Genomic DNA, 22,679 nt, shown 5'->3' on the forward strand with positions numbered 1-22,679 from the left:
CGACGGCATCAAACCGACACTTGGGGTATCTCCCCCCGTCTGTTTGGGCGGCGGTACCGGCTGCCTGCTGTCGCCGCCGCCGTACTCTGGAGGCATGAGCACAGCGGCAGACCCCGAGCGCACCCCCGTGTCCGACGGAGCAGGCGTCCCCGCCGCCGAGACGGAGGCGGCCGGAGCCGACAGTGCTTCCCCACGTCCGACGGCTGCGCCTTCGGGACTGGTCTTCGACGACCCCTTCGACCGGCCCTCCGCCGACGACACGGACCGGGGCTGGGGGGAGCTGCCGACGGGTTCGGCGGACGACGACTTCGCCCGCTTCCTCAGCCAGAAGCCCCCGCACCACCTCTGAAGCAGCCCGGCTCCGGACGTCAGCTGGCGCTGCCGGAACGGGGCCCCACCAGCGCGTCGCGGATGTCCCGCAGGAGCGTGATCTCGTCCGCCTCCGCGTTCGCCTCGGTCTTCGGCGCCGCCGGCTCGACCGCCCGCGGCGGCTCCTGCCTCGCGACCCGTCGCGCCAGGTACCGGGCCATGGGAAGGACCATCAGGAAGTACACGACCGCCGCGGTGATCAGGAACGTGAGCGTCGCGCTCAGCACCGAGCCCCACAGGATGCGGATCCCGCCGACCGTCTCGCCCCTGCTGTCCACCACGCACGGGCCTTTGAGACACGACGAGTACCCAGCGAGGTCCTTCGTACCGAAGGCACCGACGAGCGGGTTGATGATCCCGTTGACGACGGAGTTCACGATGCTGCTGAACGCCGCCCCCACGACGACCGCGACCGCGAGATCGATCACGTTCCCCCGCGTGATGAACTCCTTGAAGCCTGCCAACAGGCTCGGCTGCTCCGTCTGGCTCACCGATGTGCCCCTTCCCTGACGCCGATCTGACGGAATGATAGATTCCGCCATGGAAGGCAATCCGGGAGTGCTCTGTCCAATCGCGCTTCACGAAAGGGTGATTCAGCACAGTGTCACCGCCAGTGGGTTCGACGCGGCTGCCCCTGACAGGGCGGCGGCGACGCCGCGCGACACGGACAGCACGACGAGCGCACCACCTGTTCCGGCTCCCTCCGCGGGCGGCGCCTCGCCCTCCGCGGTGTCCAGGGGCGCCTCCACGGGCGTCCCGCCCGCCTCCTCCGGGATCGCGACGACACTGACGCCCGAAGCCACCACCCGCCCCGCTGCCAGCACGTCGACCAGGTCGCCCGGGCGCAGCAGGCGTACCGCCCCGGCGTCCGCGATCCGCACCGGGGCCCGCACCGGCCGATCCGCTGTGGCCTGAGTGGAGGCGCCGACGGCCGGCGCCGGGGACGGACGCCGTGCGACCGCCGGCCGTTCCGGGGGTGGTGGCGGATCGTAGGCGGCCGACACCGCGAGAACGGCTGCTGCCACCACGATTCCGGCGGCGAGTGGTCGGCGCCTGAACCGCGGCAGCCGGGGGAGCAGGCACCGTACTCCGCCGCGTCCTGCGCGGATCGGAGGGAAGTCCGGCACGGTGCGCCCCGGGGGGGTGTACGGAGCGGGGACGCGCGAGGCCCCGGCCCCGGCGGCCTCGGACGTGACGCAGGCGGCCCTGGGTGGCGGGAGCGGAACGGGAAGGACGGAAGAGGCTGACGAGGACGTACGCACGGGGGATCACCGCCGGATGTGAAGGGGACCGAGGACCGGACTGCCGGTCGACGTCCCCACGATTGCGTACGCGGACCTCTCCGCGATCGGGCCCTGTGGACAACCTGGTTCCCCTGTGGAAAACCCCGGGCTCGCGGGAGAACGGCTCACTCCCCCGTACGGGGAGCCCGGTGGCCTGCCTACGGCAGCGGGATCCCAGGGGCCTGACCACCGAGCGCGTCGATGCACAGGCACGTCCGTTCGGAGTTCGCGGGCAGTGCCGCGACCACGTCGAAAAGAACGTCCCGCATCCGCCCGACGTTCGCTGCGAAGACCTCAAGGACTTCCTCGTGCGAGACGCCCTCGCCGGTGTCGGCGCCCGCGTCCAGGTCGGTCACGAGGTTCAGGGACGTGTAGCACAGACCGAGCTCCCGGGCGAGCACTGCCTCCGGGTGCCCGGTCATGCCGACGACCGACCAGCCCTGGGCGGCGTGCCAGAGGGACTCCGCACGGGTGGAGAAGCGTGGCCCTTCCACCACCACGAGCGTTCCGCCGTCCACCGCTTCCCAGCCGCTCGACCGCGCCGTGGCGACTGCGACCTTCCGTCCGACCGGGCAGTACGGGTCGGCGAAGGTCACGTGGACGACGTTCGGCACCAGGCCGTCCGCCCGCGCCTCCCCGTCGAAGTACGACTGCGCTCGCGATTTCGTACGGTCGACGAGCTGGTCGGGTACGAGAAGGGTGCCCGGGCCGTACTCGGCGCGCAGCCCGCCCACCGCGCAGGGGCCGAGTACCTGGCGCACGCCTGCCGCGCGCAGGGCCCAGAGATTGGCCCGATAATTGATCTTGTGCGGCGGAAGGTGGTGCGATCGGCCGTGCCGCGGCAGGAATGCCACGCGCCGCCCCGCCACATCACCGATGAACAGCGAGTCGCTGGCCGCACCGTAAGGGGTGTCGACGGTGACTTCGGTCACATCGTCGAGGAAGGAATAGAAGCCGGATCCGCCGATCACGCCGATCTCGGCCTGTACGTGTGTCGTACCGCCGTTCTGCACCATGGACGCCACCCTAAGCGGGGCGCAGACGTGCGACGAACCCCCGCTGTGTCGACGGCGGGGGTCCGAACGGAAAGCTGCTTCCGCAGAGTGCGCTCAGGCCGCCGAGGAGCTGCTCGACGAGGTGGAGGACCCGGAGGACGCCGTGGACGACGACGAGCCGGAGGACGAGCTGTCGCTCGCCTTGCTGTCCGAGCTGCTGCTCTTGGTGGCAGGGGTGCTGCTGGACGAAGAGCCGCGGCTGTCGGTCCGGTAGAAACCGGAACCCTTGAAGACCACGCCCACCGCGGAGAACACCTTGCGCAGCCGTCCGCCGCACTTGGGGCACTCGGTCAGCGCGTCGTCGCTGAACTTCTGCACCGCCTCGAGACCCTCGCCGCACTCGGTGCACTGGTACTGATACGTCGGCACTAGCTCCTCCTGGCACTCTCACTTGTTGAGTGCTAACGACGCTCAATAGTGCAGCATTTCTGTTGCTCAGTCCACCATGACCGCCTGACGGTGACCGATCACACCCACGCCCGGTACCGGCGAAGACTGCGGGAGGAGGTGCTCGCGGAGCATGGCGATCATTGCAAAAGCGGCCGCGGTGCCGGTCAGCGGCACGAAGAAGGCCGCATGCGCCCCCACACCGTCCGCGAGCAGCCCTGCCGCGGTGACGGCCGCTGCTTGTCCGAGCGCCACCCCTCCCGTCAACCAGGTGAACGCCTCGGTCCGCGCGGACGCGGGCACCAGCGCCTCGACCAGCGTATAGCCCGTGATGAGGGCAGGTGCGATGCACAGCCCCACCACCAGAACGAGTCCGCCCACCAGAGGCAGGGCGTCTGCGGCCCACAGCGGGACGCACGCGAGGGTGAGCGCGCCGTAGGCCGTCAGCAGTCGTCGGCGCGGACTGTGACGCCAGGGCAGAGCGCCGTAGGCCACACCGGCGAGCATGTTGCCTGCGGCGAAAGTGCCGTACACCAGACCGCTGAGTCCGGGATGCCCCGCCTCCTGTGTGACGGCGGTGACTGACACCTGCATGCCGCCGAAAACCGCTCCGATGCCCACGAACGCCGCTACGAGAGCCCGTAGGCCCGGCGCCGACAGCGCCGAGGCGCGGTGACGGCCGCCCCCCTCATCCGTGCCGTGAGGGGGCGGAAGCGTCCCGTGCTGTGCCGCGAACAGCCACCCACCTGCAAGGGTGAGCGCCGCCTCGGCGATGAGTCCCGCGGCAGGGTGGAGTCCCGTGCACAGGGCAGTGGCCAGAATCGGGCCGACGACGAAGGTGAACTCGTCGGTCACCGATTCGAACGCGGCCGCTGTCTGCATGAGCGGGGTGCCGCCGCCCGCCGGGTCACTGAGCGCCACCGCCCACCGGGAGCGGACCATGGGCCCTATCTGCGGCACTGTCGCGCCCGCCGGCACCGCCGTCGCCAGCAGCGCCCACGCCGGCGCGTGCGCCAGGGCCAGGACGACCAGCGCACACACCGATAGCGCGTGCAGCGCCACGCCGGGTACGAGAACGGCCCGCTGGCCGTGCCGATCGGCGAGCCGGCCGGCACGTGGCGCGCAGAGCGCCATGGCGACCCCCGTCACTGCAGCGGCGGCACCGGCCTGCGCGTAGGAGCCGGTCGTGTGCTCCACGAGCAGTACCAGGCTGATGGTGAGCATCGCGAAAGGCTGCCGTGCCGCGAACCCGGGCAGCACGAAGGCACTGGCCCCTGGAGTGCTGAGGAGCTGCCGGTATCCCGGCTTGCGGGGGATCGCCTGCGCCGGCGACGGGGAGGTGGGCACCGTGGATGCCACTGGCTGGTCTTTCTGCTGCCTGGTAGCGCGCGTGCGGTTCGTACCGTGGCGCACCGAGGGCCGTCCGCTCAGCGCGGTTCGCCGCGCCGGCCCTGCATCAGACAGATGTCGTACTGGACAAATACCGCACCATCTTACGTAATCATCCGGCGACCGGTGGCAGCCCGGGCCTCAGCTCTGAGGGGTTCTGCCGCGTTCCTCCAGCCAGCCGGCGAGCTTGCCGTTGCGCCCCACGGCCCGCAGGCGTTCCTCCGCCGCGTCCCGTACCGGGTCGGTGGCGACGACGAGCAGTTCGTCGCCGCGCCGCAGACTGGTCGAGGGCAAGGGCACGAAACTGGCTCCGTCACGTACAACGAGCGTCACGGCGGCGCCGGTCGGCAGACGAAGTTCGTTGACCTCGACTCCGTGCATCCGCGAACCCTCGGGAATCGCCAGCGAGAGCAGATGCCCACGCAGCCGCTCCAACGGCGCCGACTCGATCCCCAGGTCCGCCGCATCGCTGCTCTCGCCGAGGTGCAGACGTCGGGCCAGCCAGGGAAGCGTCGGTCCCTGGACGAGTGTGTAGAAGAGCACCAGTACGAAGACGATGTTGAAGATCTTCCGGCTTTCGGACACTCCGGCAACCATGGGAATCGTGGCCAGGACGATCGGTACGGCGCCGCGCAGCCCCGCCCACGACATCAGCGCCTGCTCACGCCAGGGCACCCGGAAAGGCAGCAGGCTGATCATGACCTCGGCGGGGCGTGCGAGCACGGTCAGGAACAAGCCGATGATCAGTGCGGGGACGATGTCGTCGCCCAGTTCGTGCGGGGTCACCAGCAGCCCGAGGAGCACGAACAGGCCGATCTGCGCGATCCAGCCGAGCCCCTCGGCGAAGCCGCGGGTAGCGGGGCGGTGCGGAAGCTTCGAGTTGCCCAGGATGAGCGAGGCGGTGTAAACGGCGAGGAAGCCCGAGCCGTGCGCCATGGCGCCGGCGGCGTAGGCGGCGACCGCGATGGCCATGACGGCGATCGGGTAGAGGCCCGAGGCCGGCAGCGCCACGCGCTTGAGTCCGTAGGCGCCGATCCAGCCCACCGCGATCCCGATCGCGCCGCCGATGCCCAGCTCGAGAAGGGTCTCGCCGAGCAGGTGGTACCAGGAATCTATGTGCCCGTTCGCGGAGAAGGCGATCACCATGATCACCACCGGGGCGTCGTTGAACCCCGACTCGGCTTCGAGTACGCCGGTTATGCGTTTGGGCAGCGGGACATTGCGCAGGACGGAGAAGACCGCCGCGGCGTCCGTGGACGACACCACGGCGCCGATGATCAGCGACTGGCGCCACTCGAGCCCTACCGCGTAATGCGCCGCCGCTGCCGTGATGATCACACTGATGACGACACCGATAGTCGACAGAACGGCTGCGATCGGCATGACCGGTTTGATCTCGTGCCACTTCGTGCCGAGACCGCCTTCGGCGAGAATCACCACAAGCGCCGCATATCCGAGCACCTGGGTCAGCTCGACGTTGTCGAAGGTGAAGCCGAAAGGACCGTCCTGTCCTATGGCGACGCCGATGCCGAGGTAGATGAGGAGGGTGGGAAGTCCGCTGCGGGACGCCAGGCGAACGGCTACGACGGCGACGAGCAGCACGGCTGCACCGACCAGCAGGATCTCGTTGAGGTGGTGGACAGTCAGGGCGCCGGTCCTTTCAACTTTGTTGCCTAGGCTAATATTTTACCCTCTCTTGACGTTGTACGGTCCACGTCACGGAGGCTCCGACTCCGCGTCCCTGCCGCGCAGGGCATGCGCCTATGGTTGCCCTTGCACAAGGAGCACCTTGATCATCTGATCCGCACTGCCCTCGAAGGACAGCGATGCCCGCACGGAAGAAGTCCCGCCGCGTACGCTTCATCGTGATCGCGCTCGTGTTGCTGCTGGTGGCGGGGGTCGGCTTCGCGTCGTACTGGAGCGTGACCACGGTGCGGGCCTCGTTCCCGCAGACCACCGGCTCGCTCAAGCTCGCGGGCCTGTCCGCGCCGGTCGACGTCAGACGTGATGCGTACGGCGTTCCGCAGATCTACGCCGACACCCCTGAAGACCTCTTCCGGGCGCAGGGGTACGTACAGGCGCAGGACCGCTTCTACGAGATGGACGTGCGCCGCCACCTCACGTCCGGACGACTGTCGGAGATGTTCGGCAAGGGGCAGGTCGAGACGGACGCGTTTCTTCGCACGCTCAACTGGCACGGCGTGGCACAGAAGGAATACGACACCCAGCTCGACGCCGCCACCAAGGCGTACCTGCGTGCTTACAGCGACGGTGTCAACGCCTATCTGAAGGACCACAGCGGTGCGACGCTGTCGGTGGAATACGCGGCCCTGAAGTTCAGCAACGGCTACAGGCCGCAGCGGTGGACGCCTGTCGACTCGGTTGCCTGGCTCAAGGCGATGGCGTGGGATCTTCGCGGCAACATGCAGGACGAGATCGACCGTGCCCTCATGACGAGCAGGCTCAGTCAGGCGCAGATCAAGCAGCTCTACCCCGCGTACCCGTACGACATCAACCAGCCGATCGTCGACGCCGGATCGGTCGATTCCGCGACGAAGGTGTACACCCCGGCCGTGACGTCCTCCGGTCCGCAGTCGCTCAACAACACCGTGGACGGACAGCTCGCCGGTATCTCGCAGGTAATCGATCAGATGCCGGCGCTGCTCGGGCCGAACGGCAGCGGTATCGGCTCCAACTCGTGGGTCGTGTCCGGAGCCTTCACGACGACGGGCAAGCCGATACTGGCGAACGATCCGCACCTCGCGCCGCAGTTGCCGTCGCTGTGGTACCAGATGGGCCTTCACTGCCGCAGCGTGAGCAGCGCCTGCCCGTACGACGTGGCCGGTTACACGTTCTCGGGCATGCCTGGTGTGATAATCGGCCATAATCGGGACATTGCATGGGGAATGACCAACCTGGGTGCCGATGTCACCGACCTCTACCTCGAGAAGGTGACGGCGACCACTTACCTGCGGGACGGCAAGCAGGTGCCGTTCACCATGCGCCACGAGGAGATCAAGGTCGCCGGCGGCAAGAGCCGGGAGATCACGGTGCGGGAGACGACGAACGGGCCGCTGATCTCCGACCGCAGTGACGAGATCCGTGAGGTCGGGCAGACCGCGCCCGTCGACAACCCGCCGGGTGGGGTCAACGCCGGATATGCCGTCGCCCTCAAGTGGACGGCGCTCGAGCCCTCGAAGACGATGGAGGCGGTCTTCGAGCTCGACCGGGCGACCGACTTCGACAAATTCCGCGACGCGGCCAAGGACTTCGCCGTGCCCTCGCAGAACCTGATCTACGCCGACAGCAAGGGGACGTACGGCCACATCGGCTACCAGGCGCCAGGCCAGGTGCCGATCCGCGCCGACGGCGACGACGGCACGTATCCGGTGCCCGGCTGGGACTCGCACTACGACTGGAAGGGAACCATCCCCTTCCGGGCCATGCCGTACGAGTACGACCCCAAGCGCGGCTACATCGTCACGGCGAACCAGGCGGTTATCGATCAGAGCAAGTACCCGTACATGCTCACCCAGGACTGGGGATACGGTACGCGTAGCCAGCGCATCAACGATCTCATCGCCTCCAAGGTCAAGGAGGGCGGCAAGATCTCGATGGACGACGTGCAGGCCATGCAGGGTGACAACAGCAGCGAGATCGCGAAGCAGCTGGTGCCGTACCTCCTCAAGATCGACATAACGGGTGACAAGAACAGTTATGTGCGCAACGCGCAGAAGCTGCTCGAAGGCTGGGACTACAACCAGGATTCCGACTCCGCGGCGGCGGCCTACTTCAACGCGGTGTGGCGCAACGTGCTCAAGCTCGCCTTCGGCAACAAGCTGCCGAAGGAGCTGCGCCCCGAAGGGCAGTGCCTGAGGGTTCCCCCCGTCGGTGAGACCGGGCCGGTCGACAACCTCGACGGCAAGGGCATTCCCACGGTGCAGGAATGCGGTGAACGGGACCCCTCCGAGGCGCAGCCGGACGGCGGTGACCGCTGGTTCGAAGTGGTCCGCGGCATACTTCCCGACGCGACGAATCCCTGGTGGACGATGTCCACCACCGCCTTCTACGGCATCGACACCGACAAGGCGCACCACAGCACCCGCGACCAGCTCCTCGCGCAGGCGATGAAGGACGCCCGCTACGAACTCACCGCCAAGCTGGGCAAGGACATAGACACCTGGAGCTGGGGCCGGCTGCACAAGCTGGAGCTGAAGAACCAGACCCTCGGCACCGACGGTCCCGGCGTCGTCAAGTGGCTGCTCAATCGTGGCCCCTGGCAGCTCAGCGGTGGCGAGGCGGCGGTCGACGCGACGGGATGGAACGCAGCCGGCGGCTACGACGTCGTCTGGGTGCCGTCGATGCGGATGATCGTCAATCTCCAGGACCTCGACAAGTCCCGGTGGATCAACCTCACCGGTGCCTCGGGCCACGCCTACAACCCCCATTACACCGACCAGACCGGCAAGTGGGCGGCCAACGAACTCCTGTCGTGGCACTTCTCCGACGGATCGGTACGCAAGGCGACCAAGGCGACGTTGGTGCTCACGCCGTGATCCGCCGCAATATGTCACGCCGGTGATGCAGCCGGGCCTGTAGGGCGTCCCCGCCCCGCCGGGGGCGTCACGCACGGAAGCGGTGGACGCCTGCCGGAGTGAGCGCGGCGTCCACCATCCCGTCGTGTGCCTCGGCCGGTACCGCGTCGATGATCTCGTGCGGGTAGAGCACCACCATCAGCGCGGGCCGGTTGTCCACCTGGCGGATGCGGCTCAGCACGCGGTCGTACGAGCCGCCGCCGCGACCGAGGCGGACTCCGCGGCTGTCCACGGCGAGTCCCGGCAGCAGGAGCGTCTGAGCGGCGGTGACGGCCTGCGGGCCGAGTCGGGGGCCGGTCGGCTCGAACAGGCCCCGCGGGGAGCGTTCAAGGGCCTCCTGGCCGCCGTACTCGGCCCAGTCCAGATCGTTGTCCGGCAGCAGGACGGGCAGCAGCACGCGTACCGCGGCCGACCGGAGATTGTCGAGGAGGGGGCCCGTTCCGGGTTCGGAGCCCATGGAGACGTATGCGGCCACCGTTGTGCTGTCCCTGCACCCGGGCAGCTCGCGCACCACCGATGCGAGGGCCCGGGCGGCGGCGTCCCGCTCCTGAGCCGGCATTGCGCGCCGTGCGCGCAGGAGCCGTGCCCGAAGCTGCGCCTTGTCCGCCCTCACCGCATCCGTGTTCTCCACAACCGCTGTATATCAGCAGCTTTGAACCGTTTCTTCATCTTCTCCACATTCGCGAACGCTATGGTGCACGGCATGACTTACTCACGCGCCCGGATCGGCAAAGCCGTCATCCCCGCGGCGGGCCTCGGTACGCGCTTCCTTCCGGCGACCAAGGCGACGCCCAAGGAGATGCTCCCCGTGGTGGACAAACCGGCCATCCAATACGTGGTGGAAGAGGCTGTCGCAGCGGGCCTGCACGATGTACTGATGATCACAGGTCGCAACAAGCGCCCTCTCGAGGACCACTTCGACCGGAATTATGAGCTGGAAGAGGTGCTCGTCCGCAAGGGTGATGACGGGCGGCTCGCCCGGGTGCGGGAATCCAGCGACCTGGCCACCATGCACTACGTGCGGCAGGGCGACCCCAGGGGCCTCGGGCACGCCGTGCTGTGCGCGGAACCGCACGTGGGCGACCAGCCGTTCGCCGTCCTCCTCGGTGACGACCTGATCGATCCGCGTGACCCGCTGCTCCCCCGCATGATCGACGTGCAGGGGCGGTTCGGGGGAAGCGTGATCGCGCTGATGGAGGTGGCGCCCGAGCAGATCCACCTCTACGGTGCCGCGGCCATAAAGCCCACCGACGAGGACGACGTCGTGCGTGTCACCGATCTCGTGGAGAAGCCCGATGCCGGCCAGGCGCCGTCGAACTTCGCGATCATCGGCCGATACGTCCTGGACGCCGCGGTCTTCGACGCCGTCAGGAAGACCGAGCCCGGCCGCAACGGCGAGATCCAGCTGACCGACGCGCTGCGCGAACTCTCCCACCGGGACGCCGACGGGGGCCCCGTGCACGGCGTCGTGTTCACCGGCCGTCGCTACGACACCGGCGACCGCGGCGATTATCTGCGGGCGATTGTCCGACTGGCATGCGAACGTGAAGACCTGGGCCCCGAGTTCCGCAACTGGTTGCGTACGTATGTCACCGAGGAGATGCAAGAGTGAGTCACGGCGCCGAGCGCGTATGGTCCGTCACCGAGCACCTGGACAGCATCCTGGGGCAACTGGCCCCGTTGGAGGCAATCGAGCTGCAACTGCTCGACGCGCAGGGGTGCGTCCTGGTCGAGGACGTCACCGTGCCCGTGGCGCTGCCGCCCTTCGACAACAGCTCCATGGACGGCTACGCGGTGCGCGTCGCCGACACGCGAGCCGCGTCGCCCGACCACCCCGCCGTCCTCGAGGTCGTCGGTGACATCGCCGCCGGCAGCGGTGAGCTGCCGGCCGTCGGGCCGGGGCAGGCAGCCCGCATCATGACCGGGGCCCCACTCCCGCCCGGCGCCGAGGCGGTCGTCCCGGTCGAATGGACCGACGGCGGTACCGGCGGTGGACCGGCCACCACCATGACCGCGCACAGTCTCGATCCGGCAGGTGCGGGCGGTGAGGTCCGGGTACACCGGGGACCTTCCCCCGGGCAGTACATCCGCAGCCGCGGCAGCGACGTCACCGCGGGAGAGCTGGCGCTCGCGGCGGGCACCGTCCTCGGCCCCCCGCAGATCGCCCTGCTGGCCGCTGTCGGACGTGCCAGCGTCACCGTCCGGCCGCGTCCGCGTGTCGTCGTGGTGTCCACCGGCAGCGAACTGGCGCAGCCAGGAGACAGCCTGCGCCCCGGCGGCATCTACGACTCCAACAGCTTCGCGCTCACTGCGGCTGCCCGGGCGGCCGGAGCCATCGCCTATCGAGTGGGGGCGGTCGTCGACGAGGTCGAGACGCTCCGGGCCACCATCGAGGACCAGCTGGTCCGCGCCGACATCATCGTCACCACGGGCGGAGTCAGCGTCGGCGCGTACGACGTCGTGAAGGAGGCGTTGTCCTCGCTCGGCGGCGCAATGTACGGCGCCGAGGACCAGAACGGCGGGGACAACGGCTACGTCGAGTTCCGCAAGCTCGCCATGCAGCCCGGCAAGCCGCAGGGCTTCGGCCGGATCGGCCCTTCGCGCACTCCGCTGCTGGCTCTCCCCGGCAACCCCGTCAGCGCCTACGTGTCCTTCGAGCTGTTTGTCCGCCCCGCCATCCGCACCCTGATGGGCGTCGGACCGGTGCACCGCGAGGTCGTGCGGGCGGCGTGCGTGACGGCTGTCGACAGTTCGCCGGAGGGACGACGGCAGTTCCTGAGAGGCCGTTACGACCGCACCTCGCGCAGCGTGACCCCGGTCGGGGGCGCCGGTTCCCATCTGGTCGCCGCGCTCGCGAACGCCGACGCGCTGATCGTCGTCCCCGAGGAGGTCACGTCGCTGGAGGCCGGCGCCGAGGTCGACGTCATCGTGCTGGACTAGCCACCCGGGCGGCGCGGCCAGGGCCCCCGGGCGTCGGAGGACGGCTGCCGGTACGGTGTCTGCCCTAGAGACCGCATCGGGAGAACGATGAGCAGCGCTCGGCACCATCTCACCCACCTCGACGAGGCAGGCTCGGCCCGCATGGTCGACGTCTCCGCCAAGGATGTGACGTCCCGCACCGCCCGCGCCACCGGTCGCGTCCTGGTCGCCCCCGAGGTCGTACGGCTGCTGCGCGGCGCCGGGATGCCCAAGGGCGACGCCATTGCCACGGCGCGCATCGCGGGCATCATGGGCGCCAAGAAAACCCCCGAGCTGATCCCGCTGTGCCACCCACTGGCGGTGTCGGGCGTCACCGTGGACCTGGTGATCGCCGACGACGCGGTGGAGATCACCGCGACCGTCAGGACCACCGACCGGACAGGCGTGGAGATGGAAGCACTGACCGCCGTCAGCGTTGCGGCACTCACCGTCGTCGACATGGTGAAGGCCGTGGACAAGTCCGCGGTCATCACCGATGTGCGGGTCGAGGAGAAGACCGGCGGCAAGTCCGGCGACTGGCGCCGGTCATGAGCGGCGCGGCGGGCCCCTTGCGCGCACTCACCGTCACTGCGTCCAACCGGGCGGCTTCCGGCGTGTACGAGGACCGCAGCGGGCCGCTGATCGCCGCCGCCCTGCGGGACGCCGGGTTTGCCGTCGACGGGCCGCAGGTCGTCCCGGACGGCGATCCCGTCGAGCATGCGCTGCGGGCGGCCGTCGACGCCGGATACGACGTGGTGGTCACCACCGGCGGCACGGGTGTCTCGCCCTCGGACCGTACGCCGGAAGCGACACGGCAGGTGCTCGACTACGAGATCCCCGGTATCGCCGAGGCGATTCGCGCCGCGGGCCGCCAGAAGGTGGCCACCGCGGCGCTCTCGCGAGGCGTTGCCGGTGTCGCGGGGCGCACACTGGTGGTGAACCTCCCTGGCTCGGCCGGCGGCGTCAAGGACGGCCTCGCCGTGCTCACCCCGCTCCTGGGGCACGCAGTCGATCAGATCCGGGGCGGCGATCACCCGACTTCCGCACCATCGCACACCTCAGCCCCTGGGAGACCGAGCTGAACGGGGTCTGGCCGACGGAACTTGCGGACGGTGACGTCACCCTCCGCCCGATCAGAATGCGCGACCAGCGCGCATGGCGTGAGGTCAACCGGCGCAACCGCGAGTGGCTGCGGCCGTGGGAGGCCACGGTGCCGCCCGCGCCGCCCGGTCATGTCGCGCAACGGCCCACCTATCGACAGATGGTGCGCCATCTGCGCAGTGAGGCGAGCGCCGGTCGGATGCTGCCGTACGTCATCGATTATCGAGGGCGCCTCGCCGGGCAACTCACGGTCGCCGGGATCACCTGGGGCTCCATGTGCTCGGCGCACATCGGCTACTGGGTGGACGAGGCAGTCGCCGGCCGCGGTGTGATGCCGACGTCCGTGGCCCTTGCGGTCGACCACTGCTTCCGGCGAGTCGGACTGCACCGCGTGGAGGTCTGCATTCGCCCCGAGAACGGGCCCAGCCGCCGGGTCGCGGAAAAGCTCGGCTTTCGCGAGGAGGGGCTGCGGCCGCGCTATCTCCACATCGACGGCGGCTGGCGCGACCACCTGGTCTACGCGCTGACCGTGGAGGAGGTACCCGAGGGGCTGCTCAACCGCTGGCACCGGGCCAGGCCGGGGGCATCCCAAAAATAGGACAACCGTTCGAATATGAGCCCCGGCGCCAAAAATTCTCGGCTTATCAGCCAGATCGTGCGACACACCGGGCCAAATTCCGTATGGCGTGTCTCGATTCCCCCTACCGTGTAATGCGTGAGCAGTAGCGGCCTCATCTACGCAGTCATCGTCGGGGCCTGGGCTGCCTACCTGGTGCCGATGTGGCTCCGCAGGCAGGACGAGCTCAACGAAGCGCGCCCGACGGAACGCTTCAGCACCGCCATCCGGCTGCTGTCCGGGCGGGCGGCGATGGAGCGGCGCGTCGCCAAGGCGCGAGGCGAGAGTGTCGAGCCCGGTTCCGACGACGTCGAGGACGACCTCGACCCCGCGGACGTCGTCGACGTCCGCAGCCTCGCTGTGCCCGCGACCGAGGTGCGTCCCGCCGTCGGGGTGGCCCGTGCCGCCGGGACCACCGCCGCACGGCCCGACCCCCGGGCCAAGGTCCTGGCCCGCCGCCGCCGGACCATCACGCTGCTCTTCCTGGCCTTCACCGCGGGAGCCGTCGCCGCCGCTGTGGGGGGGATCGCGCTGCTGTGGGCACCGGCCGTCCCGGCGGCCCTGCTCACGGTGTACATCGGCCAGATGCGCCGCCAGGAACGCCGCCGCTACGAGGTGCGGCTCGATCAGCGACAGGCAGCCGAGGCCGCGCGCAGACTGCGCGCCCGGCCGGACCGCGCCCGCCCGGAGCGGCCTCGTGCGGACGTGCCGCCCGTCCCCGTCAAGGAGGCCGCGTCGCCCGCGGCGACCCCGGCCCCCGCGCCCTCGCCGCGTACCGCCGACCGCCGTGCCCTCGTCGAGCAGACCGATCACGCCGAGTGGGTCGATCAGCAGCGTGCCCAGCAGACCGCTGACGACGGCTGGGAGCCGGTCCCCGTGCCGCTGCCGACCTACGTCACCGCACCCGTCGCCCCGCGCACCACCGGCGGCGTCGACCTGGGGGCGCCCGACACCTGGAGCTCCGCCCGCTCCGGTACGACACCGCCGCCTTCCGCCGAGCCCTCCGCCCCCCCGGCCGCCGCTCCCGGCCGCCCGCGCCCGCGTACCGCCCGCACGCCGCTCTTCGACCAGTACGCCGACCCCGACCGCCCGCGCGCGGCCAACGAGTAGCCCTTCCCGCCAGCGCGTATTGCGTTCACGAGCACCCTCGTGGAGATGCTAGAGTTTTCCTCGTTGCAAGGGCCTGTGGCGCAGTCCGGTAGCGCACCTCGTTCGCATCGAGGGGGTCAGGGGTTCGAATCCCCTCAGGTCCACAACACAACAGCTCGCGATTCTGATCGTGAGTGGTTGACGAGGTCCCGTTGATCATGTGATCAACGGGACTGTTGTCGTTTCCGGGCCTGGGCGACCGGCCGGGCGCCTGCGGCTGCGACGACCGGGCAGTTGTGAGCGGCGGCCGCCGGTGTGCGTGCCGACCGCAGGAGGAGGCCCGTTGTCAGGGGCGGCTGCCATGCTGCGCGCCATGGACACCGACCGTTTCTGGCAGCTCATCGAACTGGCTCACCGTCAGGCCGATCCCGCTGACCCCGAGGTGACGGCTGCGGAGGCCACTGCGCTGCTCGCGGCTCTGGGCCCGGAGGAGATCGTCCGGGCCCAGCAGATCCTGTGGGATCAGATGGCCGGCTCCTACCGGGCGCCGCTGTGGGCCGCCGCCTACATGATCAACGGCGGCTGCTCGGACGACGGGTTCGACTACTTCCGCGGCTGGCTCATAGCCCAGGGTCGGGCGGTCTTCGAGCAGGCGGTCGCCGATCCGGACGCGCTGGCCGACCACCCCGCTGTCCGTAACGCAGCCGAGGGCGGCGACGAGTTGGAGGCCGAGGACGTCCTCGCCGTCCCGTGGAACGCCTACCGGCAGGCAACCGGTCGCGAATTGCCCCAGGACTCGTTCACCATCACCTACCCGGCGCTCGACCCTGCCTGGAACTTCAGCTTCGACGACCGCGCGAAGGTCGCCCAGCGGCTGCCCCGTCTGGACGCGATCTTCGCAGCCTGACGGCACACATGGGGCCGGCCGCACCTGCCCTCGCGCTCGGCAGGTCTGCTAACTCTGGCAGGTGACGTCCTCTCGCGTGCTTCCCACCCTCGTCGTCGTCAGCGGCCCGCCCGGGGCCGGCAAGACCACACTCGCCCACGAACTCGCACGGGCCGTCGGGTGCCCGGCGATCTGCCGGGACGAGATCAAGGAGGGCATGGCGCACACGGCGCCGGCCCTTGAGCCGGGTCCGCGGGACGAGCTGGCCACCCGTACGCTGCCCGCCTTCTTCGGTGTCCTGGAACTGCTGCTGAGGGCGGGCGTGACGACCGTCGCGGAGGCGGCGTTCCAGGACCGGCTGTGGCGGCCCGGCCTCGAGCCGCTGCGGGCACTGGCCGGTATCCGCGTCGTGCACTGCGTGGTGGACGCCCGGATCGCACTGGAGCGGAGGCGGCGGCGCCTGGCCGAGAACCCGCTGCGCCGGGTGCACGAGAAGGCCGGGCCCCAGGACGCCGCCGCGCATGTGCGGCGCCACGAGGACTTCCGGCGGCTGTCGTTGGACACCCCCTGGATGGAGGTGGACACCACCCGGGGATACGACCCCGGCCTTGCGGAGATCGCGGCGTTTGCGGGCGGGCGCCACTGACGCGCGGTCAACCGGTCGGCTGTGAGAGGCACTGCGCGCTGACCCGGACGTGTGATGTGCGTTACGCGTCAGTGCGGAAATTTTTCGGCGACCGTAAGAGCTTGAGGATTCAAGATCTTACGAGGGGGTCGACATGTCGGCAGACGCACAGCCGGTGGCTGCGGCGGTGTCCGCGCCGCTGCCGCGCGCGGTGGTCCGTACGAAGGTGCGCGTTCCGTTGCGGTTCCCCGACGGGTGGGAGGCGGCGGCGGACGTCTTCACCTTCACCGGTCTGGCGGACGGCAAGGAGCACCTGGCGCTGGGGATCGGCGACTACGAGCACGCGCCCGTGCCGCTGGTGCGTCCGCACTCGGAGTGCCTCACCGGTGACGTCTTCGGCTCACGGCGCTGCGACTGCGGTCCGCAGCTCCGCGAGGCGGTGGAGCGGATCGGCGAGCACGGCGGATATCTGCTCTACCTGAGGCAGGAGGGCCGCGGCATTGGGCTGTACGCGAAGCTCGACGCCTATGCCCTGCAGGACGGCGGGCTCGACACGTACGAGGCGAACCTCGCGCTCGGGCGGGGCGAGGATGAGCGGGACTACACGGCGGCGGCGCAGATCCTGGCCGCGCTCGGCGTGGACCGCGTCCGGTTGCTGAGCAACAACCCCGACAAGGCGCGGCAGCTGGCGGCGCTCGGTACGCAGGTGGTCGAGCAGGTGCCGACCGGCGTGCACGTGTCCGACGCCAACGTCCGGTACCTGCGCGCCAAGGCCGAGCACACGGGCCACACGCTGGCGCTGCCGGCCTGATCGGTTCCGGGTGGCGCTCGGGAGCCGTCCCGTGCGGCTGCACCGTAGGCGCGTCCGGCCTCCTGTGACTGCGCAATACGCGCAGGGGAAGGGTGGTGGTGCGGTTGCGGTCCGGTTCCCGTGCGGTGCGTGATGCGACCCACGATCGAAACGGTGGCGTTTCGATCGTGGGTCGTCTACGCTCTAGGTGTACGACACCGTTTCGATCAGGAGTGGCCGATGGCGTCCACGACATCCGGGACGAGGCCGTACGCTATGGCCGCCCAACCACTGCATTCGGAGGAGAGGACATGCCGGCTGAGGCCTCTGCCGGGCGTCGTACGCGTCTGACCCCCGAACGCGAGCGGGAGCTGTTCGAGGCGGTCGTCGAGCTGTTGCGCGAGGTCGGGTACGAGGCGCTCACGATGGACGCCGTCGCTGCCCGCACGCGGTCGAGCAAGGCCACCCTCTACCGCCAGTGGAAGGGCAAGCCGCAACTGGTCGCCACCGCGCTGAGGATCATCAAGCCGGTGTCGCCCGCAGACGTCGACACCGGATCGATGGCCGGTGACCTGCACGAGTTCGTGCGATGTCATGACGTCGACGACTCCAAGCGCGACCAGGAACTCATGCGCGGCCTGGCGCACGCGGCGTTCCGCAACGAGGACCTCTTCACGGCCCTGCGCGAGCAGCTCATCGAGCCGGAGCTGGACAGCTTCCGTGCTCTGGTCCAGCGCGCCGTCGACCGCGGCGAGCTGTCGGCCGACAACCCGGCACGCCACTTCATCCCGCACATGCTGTTCGGCAGTGCGCTGGCGCGTCCCATTCTCGAGGGAATCGACGCCGATCCCGAATACAGCCACCGATACATCGACGCCGTGGTGATCCCCGCCCTCGGACTGTCGCAGAACTCCTGATCCATCGTCGTACCGAGACAATCGATCATCGTCCGAGCAGGTCGCCGCATCGGTGACGCATGCCCCGGCGGCGTTCACCCGCCCGGGCCACCCGCTCGCCCGTCCGGTCTTCCGTACACCTGACACGCCGCTCTCGTCGTCGGGCCGGTTCCGCACGCCCATATCCGCCTCTCCTGACGGGAGCCCTCCTTCTCCATGGCCACCTACCTGTACAAGCTCGGCCGGTTCGCCTTCCGGCGACGGCGTTACGTCGTGCTCGTCTGGGTCGCGCTGCTGGCGCTCGCCGGGGTCGGGGCCGCCACGGCGCCGTCTGCGCCGTCCGACAACTTCACCGTGCCGGGCACGGAGGCGCAGAAGGCCTTCGACCTGCTGCACGAGCGTTTCCCCGGCACCAACGCCGACGGCGCGAGCGCCCGCATGGTGTTCAAGGCGCCGAGCGGGCAGAAGGTCACCGCGGGACCGGCCGAACAGGCTGTGAAGAAGGCGGTCACCGAACTTCGCCACATGCCGCAGAAGGCCACGGTCGGCGACCCGTACGCCGCCGGCGCCGTGAGCAAGGACGGCACGACGGCCTATGCGACCGTCACCTTCCAGGCCAAGTCGATGGAGGTCACCGACGCGACGCACACCGCGATCGACACCGTCGCGGAGCACGGCCGAGCCGCCGGGCTGACGGTGGAGACCGGCGGCACCGCGGTGCAGGCGTCGCCGTCGACCGGGAACAGCGAGGCGATAGGCATCGGCATAGCCGCGGTCGTCCTCCTGCTCACCTTCGGGTCGCTGGTGGCGGCAGGGCTGCCGCTGCTGACCGCGATCATGGGAGTCGGCGTCGGTATCGCATCGATTACCGCTCTCGCCAGCACGCTCGGGCTGTCGAGCACGTCGTCGACACTGGCATCGATGATCGGTCTGGCCGTCGGTATCGATTACGCACTGTTCATCGTCTCGCGGCACCGCCACGAACTGATGGAGGGCCGTGACGGTGAGGAGGCCGCCGGGCGGGCGGTCGGCACGGCGGGATCCGCGGTCGTCTTCGCCGGCCTCACGGTGCTCATCGCGCTGGCGGGCCTGTCGGTCGTCAACATCCCGATGCTCACCAAGATGGGCCTGGCAGCGGCGGCCACGGTCGCGCTGGCCGTGCTGATCGCGCTCACACTGATCCCCGCCCTGCTGGGGTTCGCCGGGCCCAAGGTGCTCACCCGCAGGGTGCGCAAGGGACGGGCGGTCGCGTCCGGCAAGCCGAACATGGGCACTCGGTGGGCACGGCTCGTGGTGCGGCGGCGTGTGCCCTTCCTGGTCGCCGGGGTGGTCGCGCTCGGGCTGGCGGCCGTGCCGATGACCGGCATGCAGCTGGGCCTGCCGGACGACGGTTCGCAGCCGGTGAGCACCACCCAGCGGCGGGCGTACGACATGCTTTCCGACGGCTTCGGTCCGGGCTTCAACGGTCCCCTGACGGTTGTCGTGGACGGCGCGCACAGCCACGACGCCAGGGCGGCGGCGGAGGACGTCAAACGGACCGTCACGGGCTTCGCCGACGTCAGGAGGGTGACCGAGCCGTCGTTCAACCCCGAGGGTGACGCGGCGACGCTGACCGTGGTGCCCGCCTCCAAGCCGAGCAGTGCCCGGACCGAGGACCTGGTGCACGTCATCCGCGGCCATGCGGGTGAGTTCGAGAGGACCACCGGCGCCGAGGTCCTGGTGACCGGCACCACCGCCATGAACATCGACGTCTCGCAGCGGCTGAACGACGCGCTGCTGCCGTACCTGGCTCTGGTGGTGGGACTCGCCTTCCTGCTGCTGATGGTCGTCTTCCGGTCCGTGCTCGTGCCGCTGAAGGCCGCGCTGGGCTTCCTGCTGTCGGTGCTCGCGGCGCTCGGCGCCGTGGTGGCGGTCTTCCAGTGGGGCTGGCTGGCCGGTCTCCTGGGGGTGGAGCAGACCGGTCCGATCATGAGCATGATGCCGATCTTCATGGTCGGCGTGGTGTTCGGACTCGCCATGGACTACGAGGTCTTCCTGGTCACCCGGATGCGCGAGGCCTACGTGCACGGTGAGACACCGGGCCAGGCGGTCGTCACCGGATTCACCCATGGCGCGCGGGTGGTGTCCGCCGCCGCGGTCATCATGATCAGCGTCTTCGCCGGATTCATCGGGTCGTCCGAATCGATGATCAAGATGATGGGCTTCGGGCTGGCGATCGCCGTGGCATTCGACGCGTTCGTCGTTCGTATGACCATTGTGCCCGCCGTGCTCGCCCTGCTCGGGCGCGCTGCGTGGTGGCTGCCGCGCAGGCTCGACCGTGTGCTGCCGAACGTCGACGTGGAGGGTGAGCAGCTGCGCAAGGTGCTCGTGGGGCGGCCGCAGGCCGCCGACGAGGAGGAGCGGGAGCCCGCCGTGCTCTGAACGGCTCCCCGCCCCCTCGTGCGGGTGAGGGCCCGGGTCGGCCGGTTGCCGTGTCGAGCGTCGGCCTGCCGACCCGGCCGCACCATGTGCGGGGGTGATGCGCGCGGCGCAGCATCGACGTCTGCGCGCGTGCGCCTGTGATGGGCGGGCTTCAGCCCAGGACGGGCTGCTGCATGCCGTTCTCGAAGCTCAGCAGCCAGCGCTTGCGTTCGATGCCGCCGCCGTAGCCGGTCATGCTGCCGTTCGCGCCGACCACGCGGTGGCAGGGCACGATGATGCTCACGGGATTGCGCCCGTTGGCCAGGCCGACGGCACGGGAGGCGGTGGGCTGCCCCAGGACGGCGGCGAGCTCGCCGTAGGAGACGGTCTCGCCGTACGGGATGTCGCGCAGTGCCGCCCAGACACGCTGCTGGAACGGGGTGCCCGATGTCGACAGGTCGATGTCGAAGTCGCGGACGTCGCCCGCGAAGTAGCCCGCAAGCTGCTCGGCCGTGCGGGCCAGCACCGGCCGGTCGGTGACGGCCACCCGCGGGCCGAACGTCTCCTGGGACGGGAGGTGCCGCTGGTCGGTCATGTAGACGCCCGCGAGGCCACCCCCGCGGGTGACGAGGGTCAGCGGACCGACGGGGCTGTCGATGATCGTATGGACAGAGGTGTCGGTGGCCGTCGTGGCAGGGAGGGTGGTCATCGTGCGGGGCCTTCCGGGTGAGGGTGGTCGGTGGGCAGGACGTTGATCGGATGATCGCCCGTCGCCCACAGGTATTGCGTCGCGTAGGCCCGCCACGGCTGCCAGGCGGCGGCGTGGCGGATCAGGGCCGCGGGGGTGGCCGGCAGGCCGAGGTCGCGGGCTGCGTGGCGAATGCCGAGGTCGGTCGGCAGGAAGGCGTCGGGGTCGCCGAGCGCCCGCATGGCGATCGTCTCGACGGTCCAGGGCCCGAAGCCCGGCAGGGCCGCCAGCTGCGCGCGTGCGCGCTGCCAGTCGCTCCCGACGTCCAGGTCCAGCCCGCCGCCCTCCAGCGCCCCCAGCAGTGCCGCCAGGGTGTCCCTGCGGCTCTGCGGCATCGCCAGCTGTGCGGGGTCGTGGCCGGCGAGGGCGGCGGGGGAGGGGAAGAGGTGGGTGAGGCCGCCCGCGGGATCGTCCACCGCGTCCCCGTGGGCCGCGACCAGCCGTCCGGCGTGGGTCCGCGCCGCCGCGGTGGAGATCTGCTGCCCGAGCACCGCGCGGACGGCGAACTCGGGCCCGTCCGCGACCCGCGGCACCCGCCGTCCGGGTGCCTTGGCGACGAGCGGCGCGAGGACGGGGTCGGCCGAGAGGAGCGCGTCGACCGCTTGCGGATCGGCGTCCAGGTCGAGCAGCCGCCGGCAGCGGCTGATGGCCTGCGCGAGGTCGCGCCAGTCGGTGAGCCACAGCCGGCAGGCGATGTGGTCGGGCTGCGGCCGCAGTTCGGCGATGCCGGCGCCGTGCGGCAGCCGCAGGGTGCGACGGAAGGCGCCGGCCCGCCACTCCTCGACGCCGGGTACCGCGGTCGCCGCCAGGTGCCCGAAGAGGTTGTCAGGGGTGAGGGGGTGGCGGAAGGGCAGCCGCAGCGAGAGGGAGCCGGCGCCTGCGGCAGGGCGTCCCCTGGCGACGCGGGCGCGCAGTTCACCCGGCGCAAGGGCGAAGACCTCGCGAATGGTGTCGTTGAAGGTGCGGATGCTGGCGAAGCCGGCGGCGAAGGCGACCTCGCCCATCGGCATGGTCGTGGTCTCGATGAGCAGCCGTGCGGTCTGCGCGCGCTGTGCGCGTGCCAGGGCGAGCGGGCCCGCGCCCAGCTCGGCGAGCAGCTGGCGCTCCACCTGGCGGGCGCTGTAACCGAGCCGTGCGGCCAGCCCGGGCACGCCCTCGCGGTCCACCACGCCGTCGGCGATCAGCCGCATGGCGCGCGCCACCAGGTCGGCGCGCTCGTTCCACTGCGGCGATCCCGGGCTGGCGTCGGGCCGGCACCTCTTGCAGGCCCTGAAGCCGGCCTGCTGCGCCGCCGCCGCGCTCGGGTAGAAGGTCATGTTCTCGGCCTTCGGGGGCGTGACGGGGCAGCTCGGCCGGCAGTAGATGCGGGTGGTCAGCACCGCGGTGAAGAACCACCCGTCGAAGCGGGCGTCCTTCGACCGGACGGCGCGGACACAGGTGTCGAAGTCCGTATGCACCTCTTCAGCATCGCTCCTCGTCAGGGCGTCGGTCT

22 protein-coding genes and 1 tRNA gene are annotated in these 22,679 nt (G+C 70.2%); 14 read left to right on the forward strand and 9 right to left on the reverse strand.

The window, feature by feature from the left end; all coding sequences use genetic code 11:
* The first annotated feature begins 94 nt into the window (after positions 1–94).
* Complete coding sequence (locus ACH4SE_RS05615) at positions 95–349, forward strand: hypothetical protein (protein ID WP_398541992.1); 255 nt, start codon at positions 95–97, stop codon at positions 347–349.
* A gap of 19 nt (positions 350–368) precedes the next feature.
* On the opposite strand, the gene ACH4SE_RS05620 is transcribed toward ACH4SE_RS05615, so the two are convergent.
* From ACH4SE_RS05620 to ACH4SE_RS05645, 6 genes are all read right to left on the reverse strand, one after another.
* The gene (locus ACH4SE_RS05620) at positions 369–911 is read right to left on the reverse strand and encodes an MscL family protein (protein ID WP_398541993.1); all 543 of its coding nucleotides are present in this window, start codon (positions 909–911) and stop codon (positions 369–371) included.
* Positions 912–962: 51 nt separating this feature from the next.
* On the reverse strand, positions 963–1,262 hold the full coding sequence (locus tag ACH4SE_RS05625; RefSeq protein ID WP_398541994.1) for a hypothetical protein: 300 nt from the start codon (positions 1,260–1,262) through the stop codon (positions 963–965).
* Between the two features lie 548 nt (positions 1,263–1,810).
* A complete protein-coding gene (locus ACH4SE_RS05630) occupies positions 1,811–2,668 on the reverse strand; it encodes an S-methyl-5'-thioadenosine phosphorylase (protein ID WP_398541995.1) in 858 nt (285 codons plus the stop codon).
* Between the two features lie 93 nt (positions 2,669–2,761).
* Complete coding sequence (locus ACH4SE_RS05635) at positions 2,762–3,076, reverse strand: FmdB family zinc ribbon protein (RefSeq protein WP_398541996.1); 315 nt, start codon at positions 3,074–3,076, stop codon at positions 2,762–2,764.
* A gap of 66 nt (positions 3,077–3,142) precedes the next feature.
* A complete protein-coding gene (locus tag ACH4SE_RS05640; RefSeq protein ID WP_398541997.1) occupies positions 3,143–4,318 on the reverse strand; it encodes an MFS transporter in 1,176 nt (391 codons plus the stop codon).
* 306 nt (positions 4,319–4,624) lie between these two features.
* Entirely contained in the window at positions 4,625–6,166 is a 1,542-nt protein-coding gene (locus tag ACH4SE_RS05645) for a potassium/proton antiporter (protein WP_398542147.1), read from the reverse strand.
* A gap of 143 nt (positions 6,167–6,309) precedes the next feature.
* On the opposite strand from ACH4SE_RS05645, the gene ACH4SE_RS05650 reads away from it, so the two are divergent.
* Positions 6,310–9,039 carry a penicillin acylase family protein gene (locus ACH4SE_RS05650; RefSeq protein WP_398541998.1) on the forward strand — a complete coding sequence of 910 codons (2,730 nt, stop codon included), beginning with the start codon at positions 6,310–6,312 and terminating at the stop codon, positions 9,037–9,039.
* A gap of 67 nt (positions 9,040–9,106) precedes the next feature.
* Here ACH4SE_RS05650 and ACH4SE_RS05655 read toward each other — a convergent pair whose 3' ends face one another.
* Entirely contained in the window at positions 9,107–9,709 is a 603-nt protein-coding gene (locus tag ACH4SE_RS05655) for a 5-formyltetrahydrofolate cyclo-ligase (protein WP_398541999.1), read from the reverse strand.
* A gap of 72 nt (positions 9,710–9,781) precedes the next feature.
* Here ACH4SE_RS05655 and galU point away from each other — a divergent pair, with 72 nt between their 5' ends.
* The 12 genes from galU to ACH4SE_RS05715 all read left to right on the forward strand — a co-directional run bounded on the left by galU (position 9,782) and on the right by ACH4SE_RS05715 (position 20,460).
* On the forward strand, positions 9,782–10,690 hold the full coding sequence (gene galU, locus ACH4SE_RS05660) for a UTP--glucose-1-phosphate uridylyltransferase GalU (protein WP_398542148.1): 909 nt from the start codon (positions 9,782–9,784) through the stop codon (positions 10,688–10,690).
* Positions 10,687–12,018 (forward strand): gephyrin-like molybdotransferase Glp, encoded by a 1,332-nt coding sequence (gene glp, locus ACH4SE_RS05665; protein WP_398542000.1) that lies wholly within the window; start codon positions 10,687–10,689, stop codon positions 12,016–12,018. Before galU ends, glp begins: the two co-directional genes overlap by 4 nt.
* 87 nt (positions 12,019–12,105) lie before the next feature.
* A complete protein-coding gene (gene moaC / locus ACH4SE_RS05670; RefSeq protein ID WP_398542001.1) occupies positions 12,106–12,588 on the forward strand; it encodes a cyclic pyranopterin monophosphate synthase MoaC in 483 nt (160 codons plus the stop codon).
* Positions 12,585–13,118 (forward strand): molybdenum cofactor biosynthesis protein B, encoded by a 534-nt coding sequence (locus ACH4SE_RS05675; RefSeq protein WP_398542002.1) that lies wholly within the window; start codon positions 12,585–12,587, stop codon positions 13,116–13,118. Before moaC ends, ACH4SE_RS05675 begins: the two co-directional genes overlap by 4 nt.
* Positions 13,115–13,735 carry a GNAT family N-acetyltransferase gene (locus ACH4SE_RS05680; protein ID WP_398542149.1) on the forward strand — a complete coding sequence of 207 codons (621 nt, stop codon included), beginning with the start codon at positions 13,115–13,117 and terminating at the stop codon, positions 13,733–13,735. The genes ACH4SE_RS05675 and ACH4SE_RS05680 overlap by 4 nt, the downstream gene beginning before the upstream one ends.
* A 117-nt stretch (positions 13,736–13,852) precedes the next feature.
* Positions 13,853–14,863 carry a hypothetical protein gene (locus tag ACH4SE_RS05685; protein WP_398542003.1) on the forward strand — a complete coding sequence of 337 codons (1,011 nt, stop codon included), beginning with the start codon at positions 13,853–13,855 and terminating at the stop codon, positions 14,861–14,863.
* 69 nt (positions 14,864–14,932) lie between these two features.
* A tRNA-Ala gene (locus ACH4SE_RS05690) sits at positions 14,933–15,006 on the forward strand.
* A 209-nt stretch (positions 15,007–15,215) separates the two neighbouring features.
* Positions 15,216–15,749, forward strand: a complete 534-nt coding sequence (locus tag ACH4SE_RS05695; RefSeq protein WP_398542004.1) for a DUF4240 domain-containing protein — start codon at positions 15,216–15,218, stop codon at positions 15,747–15,749.
* 61 nt (positions 15,750–15,810) lie between these two features.
* Positions 15,811–16,374, forward strand: a complete 564-nt coding sequence (locus ACH4SE_RS05700) for an AAA family ATPase (protein WP_398542005.1) — start codon at positions 15,811–15,813, stop codon at positions 16,372–16,374.
* A gap of 133 nt (positions 16,375–16,507) precedes the next feature.
* Entirely contained in the window at positions 16,508–17,164 is a 657-nt protein-coding gene (gene ribA / locus ACH4SE_RS05705; protein ID WP_398542006.1) for a GTP cyclohydrolase II, read from the forward strand.
* A 290-nt stretch (positions 17,165–17,454) separates the two neighbouring features.
* Positions 17,455–18,060, forward strand: coding sequence for a TetR/AcrR family transcriptional regulator (locus ACH4SE_RS05710; protein WP_398542007.1), 606 nt, complete (start codon positions 17,455–17,457; stop codon positions 18,058–18,060).
* 195 nt (positions 18,061–18,255) lie between these two features.
* Positions 18,256–20,460 carry an MMPL family transporter gene (locus ACH4SE_RS05715; protein ID WP_398542008.1) on the forward strand — a complete coding sequence of 735 codons (2,205 nt, stop codon included), beginning with the start codon at positions 18,256–18,258 and terminating at the stop codon, positions 20,458–20,460.
* 151 nt (positions 20,461–20,611) lie between these two features.
* Here the strand turns inward: ACH4SE_RS05715 and ACH4SE_RS05720 are convergent, their stop codons facing one another.
* Together ACH4SE_RS05720 and ACH4SE_RS05725 are read right to left on the reverse strand one after the other, a co-directional pair.
* Positions 20,612–21,148, reverse strand: coding sequence for a methylated-DNA--[protein]-cysteine S-methyltransferase (locus ACH4SE_RS05720; protein WP_398542009.1), 537 nt, complete (start codon positions 21,146–21,148; stop codon positions 20,612–20,614).
* The gene (locus ACH4SE_RS05725; RefSeq protein ID WP_398542010.1) at positions 21,145–22,644 is read right to left on the reverse strand and encodes an AlkA N-terminal domain-containing protein; all 1,500 of its coding nucleotides are present in this window, start codon (positions 22,642–22,644) and stop codon (positions 21,145–21,147) included. Before ACH4SE_RS05725 ends, ACH4SE_RS05720 begins: the two co-directional genes overlap by 4 nt.
* Positions 22,645–22,679 lie beyond the last annotated feature (35 nt).

This window comes from Streptomyces sp. NPDC020983, from assembly GCF_044333485.1.
GTDB lineage: Bacteria > Actinomycetota > Actinomycetes > Streptomycetales > Streptomycetaceae > Actinacidiphila.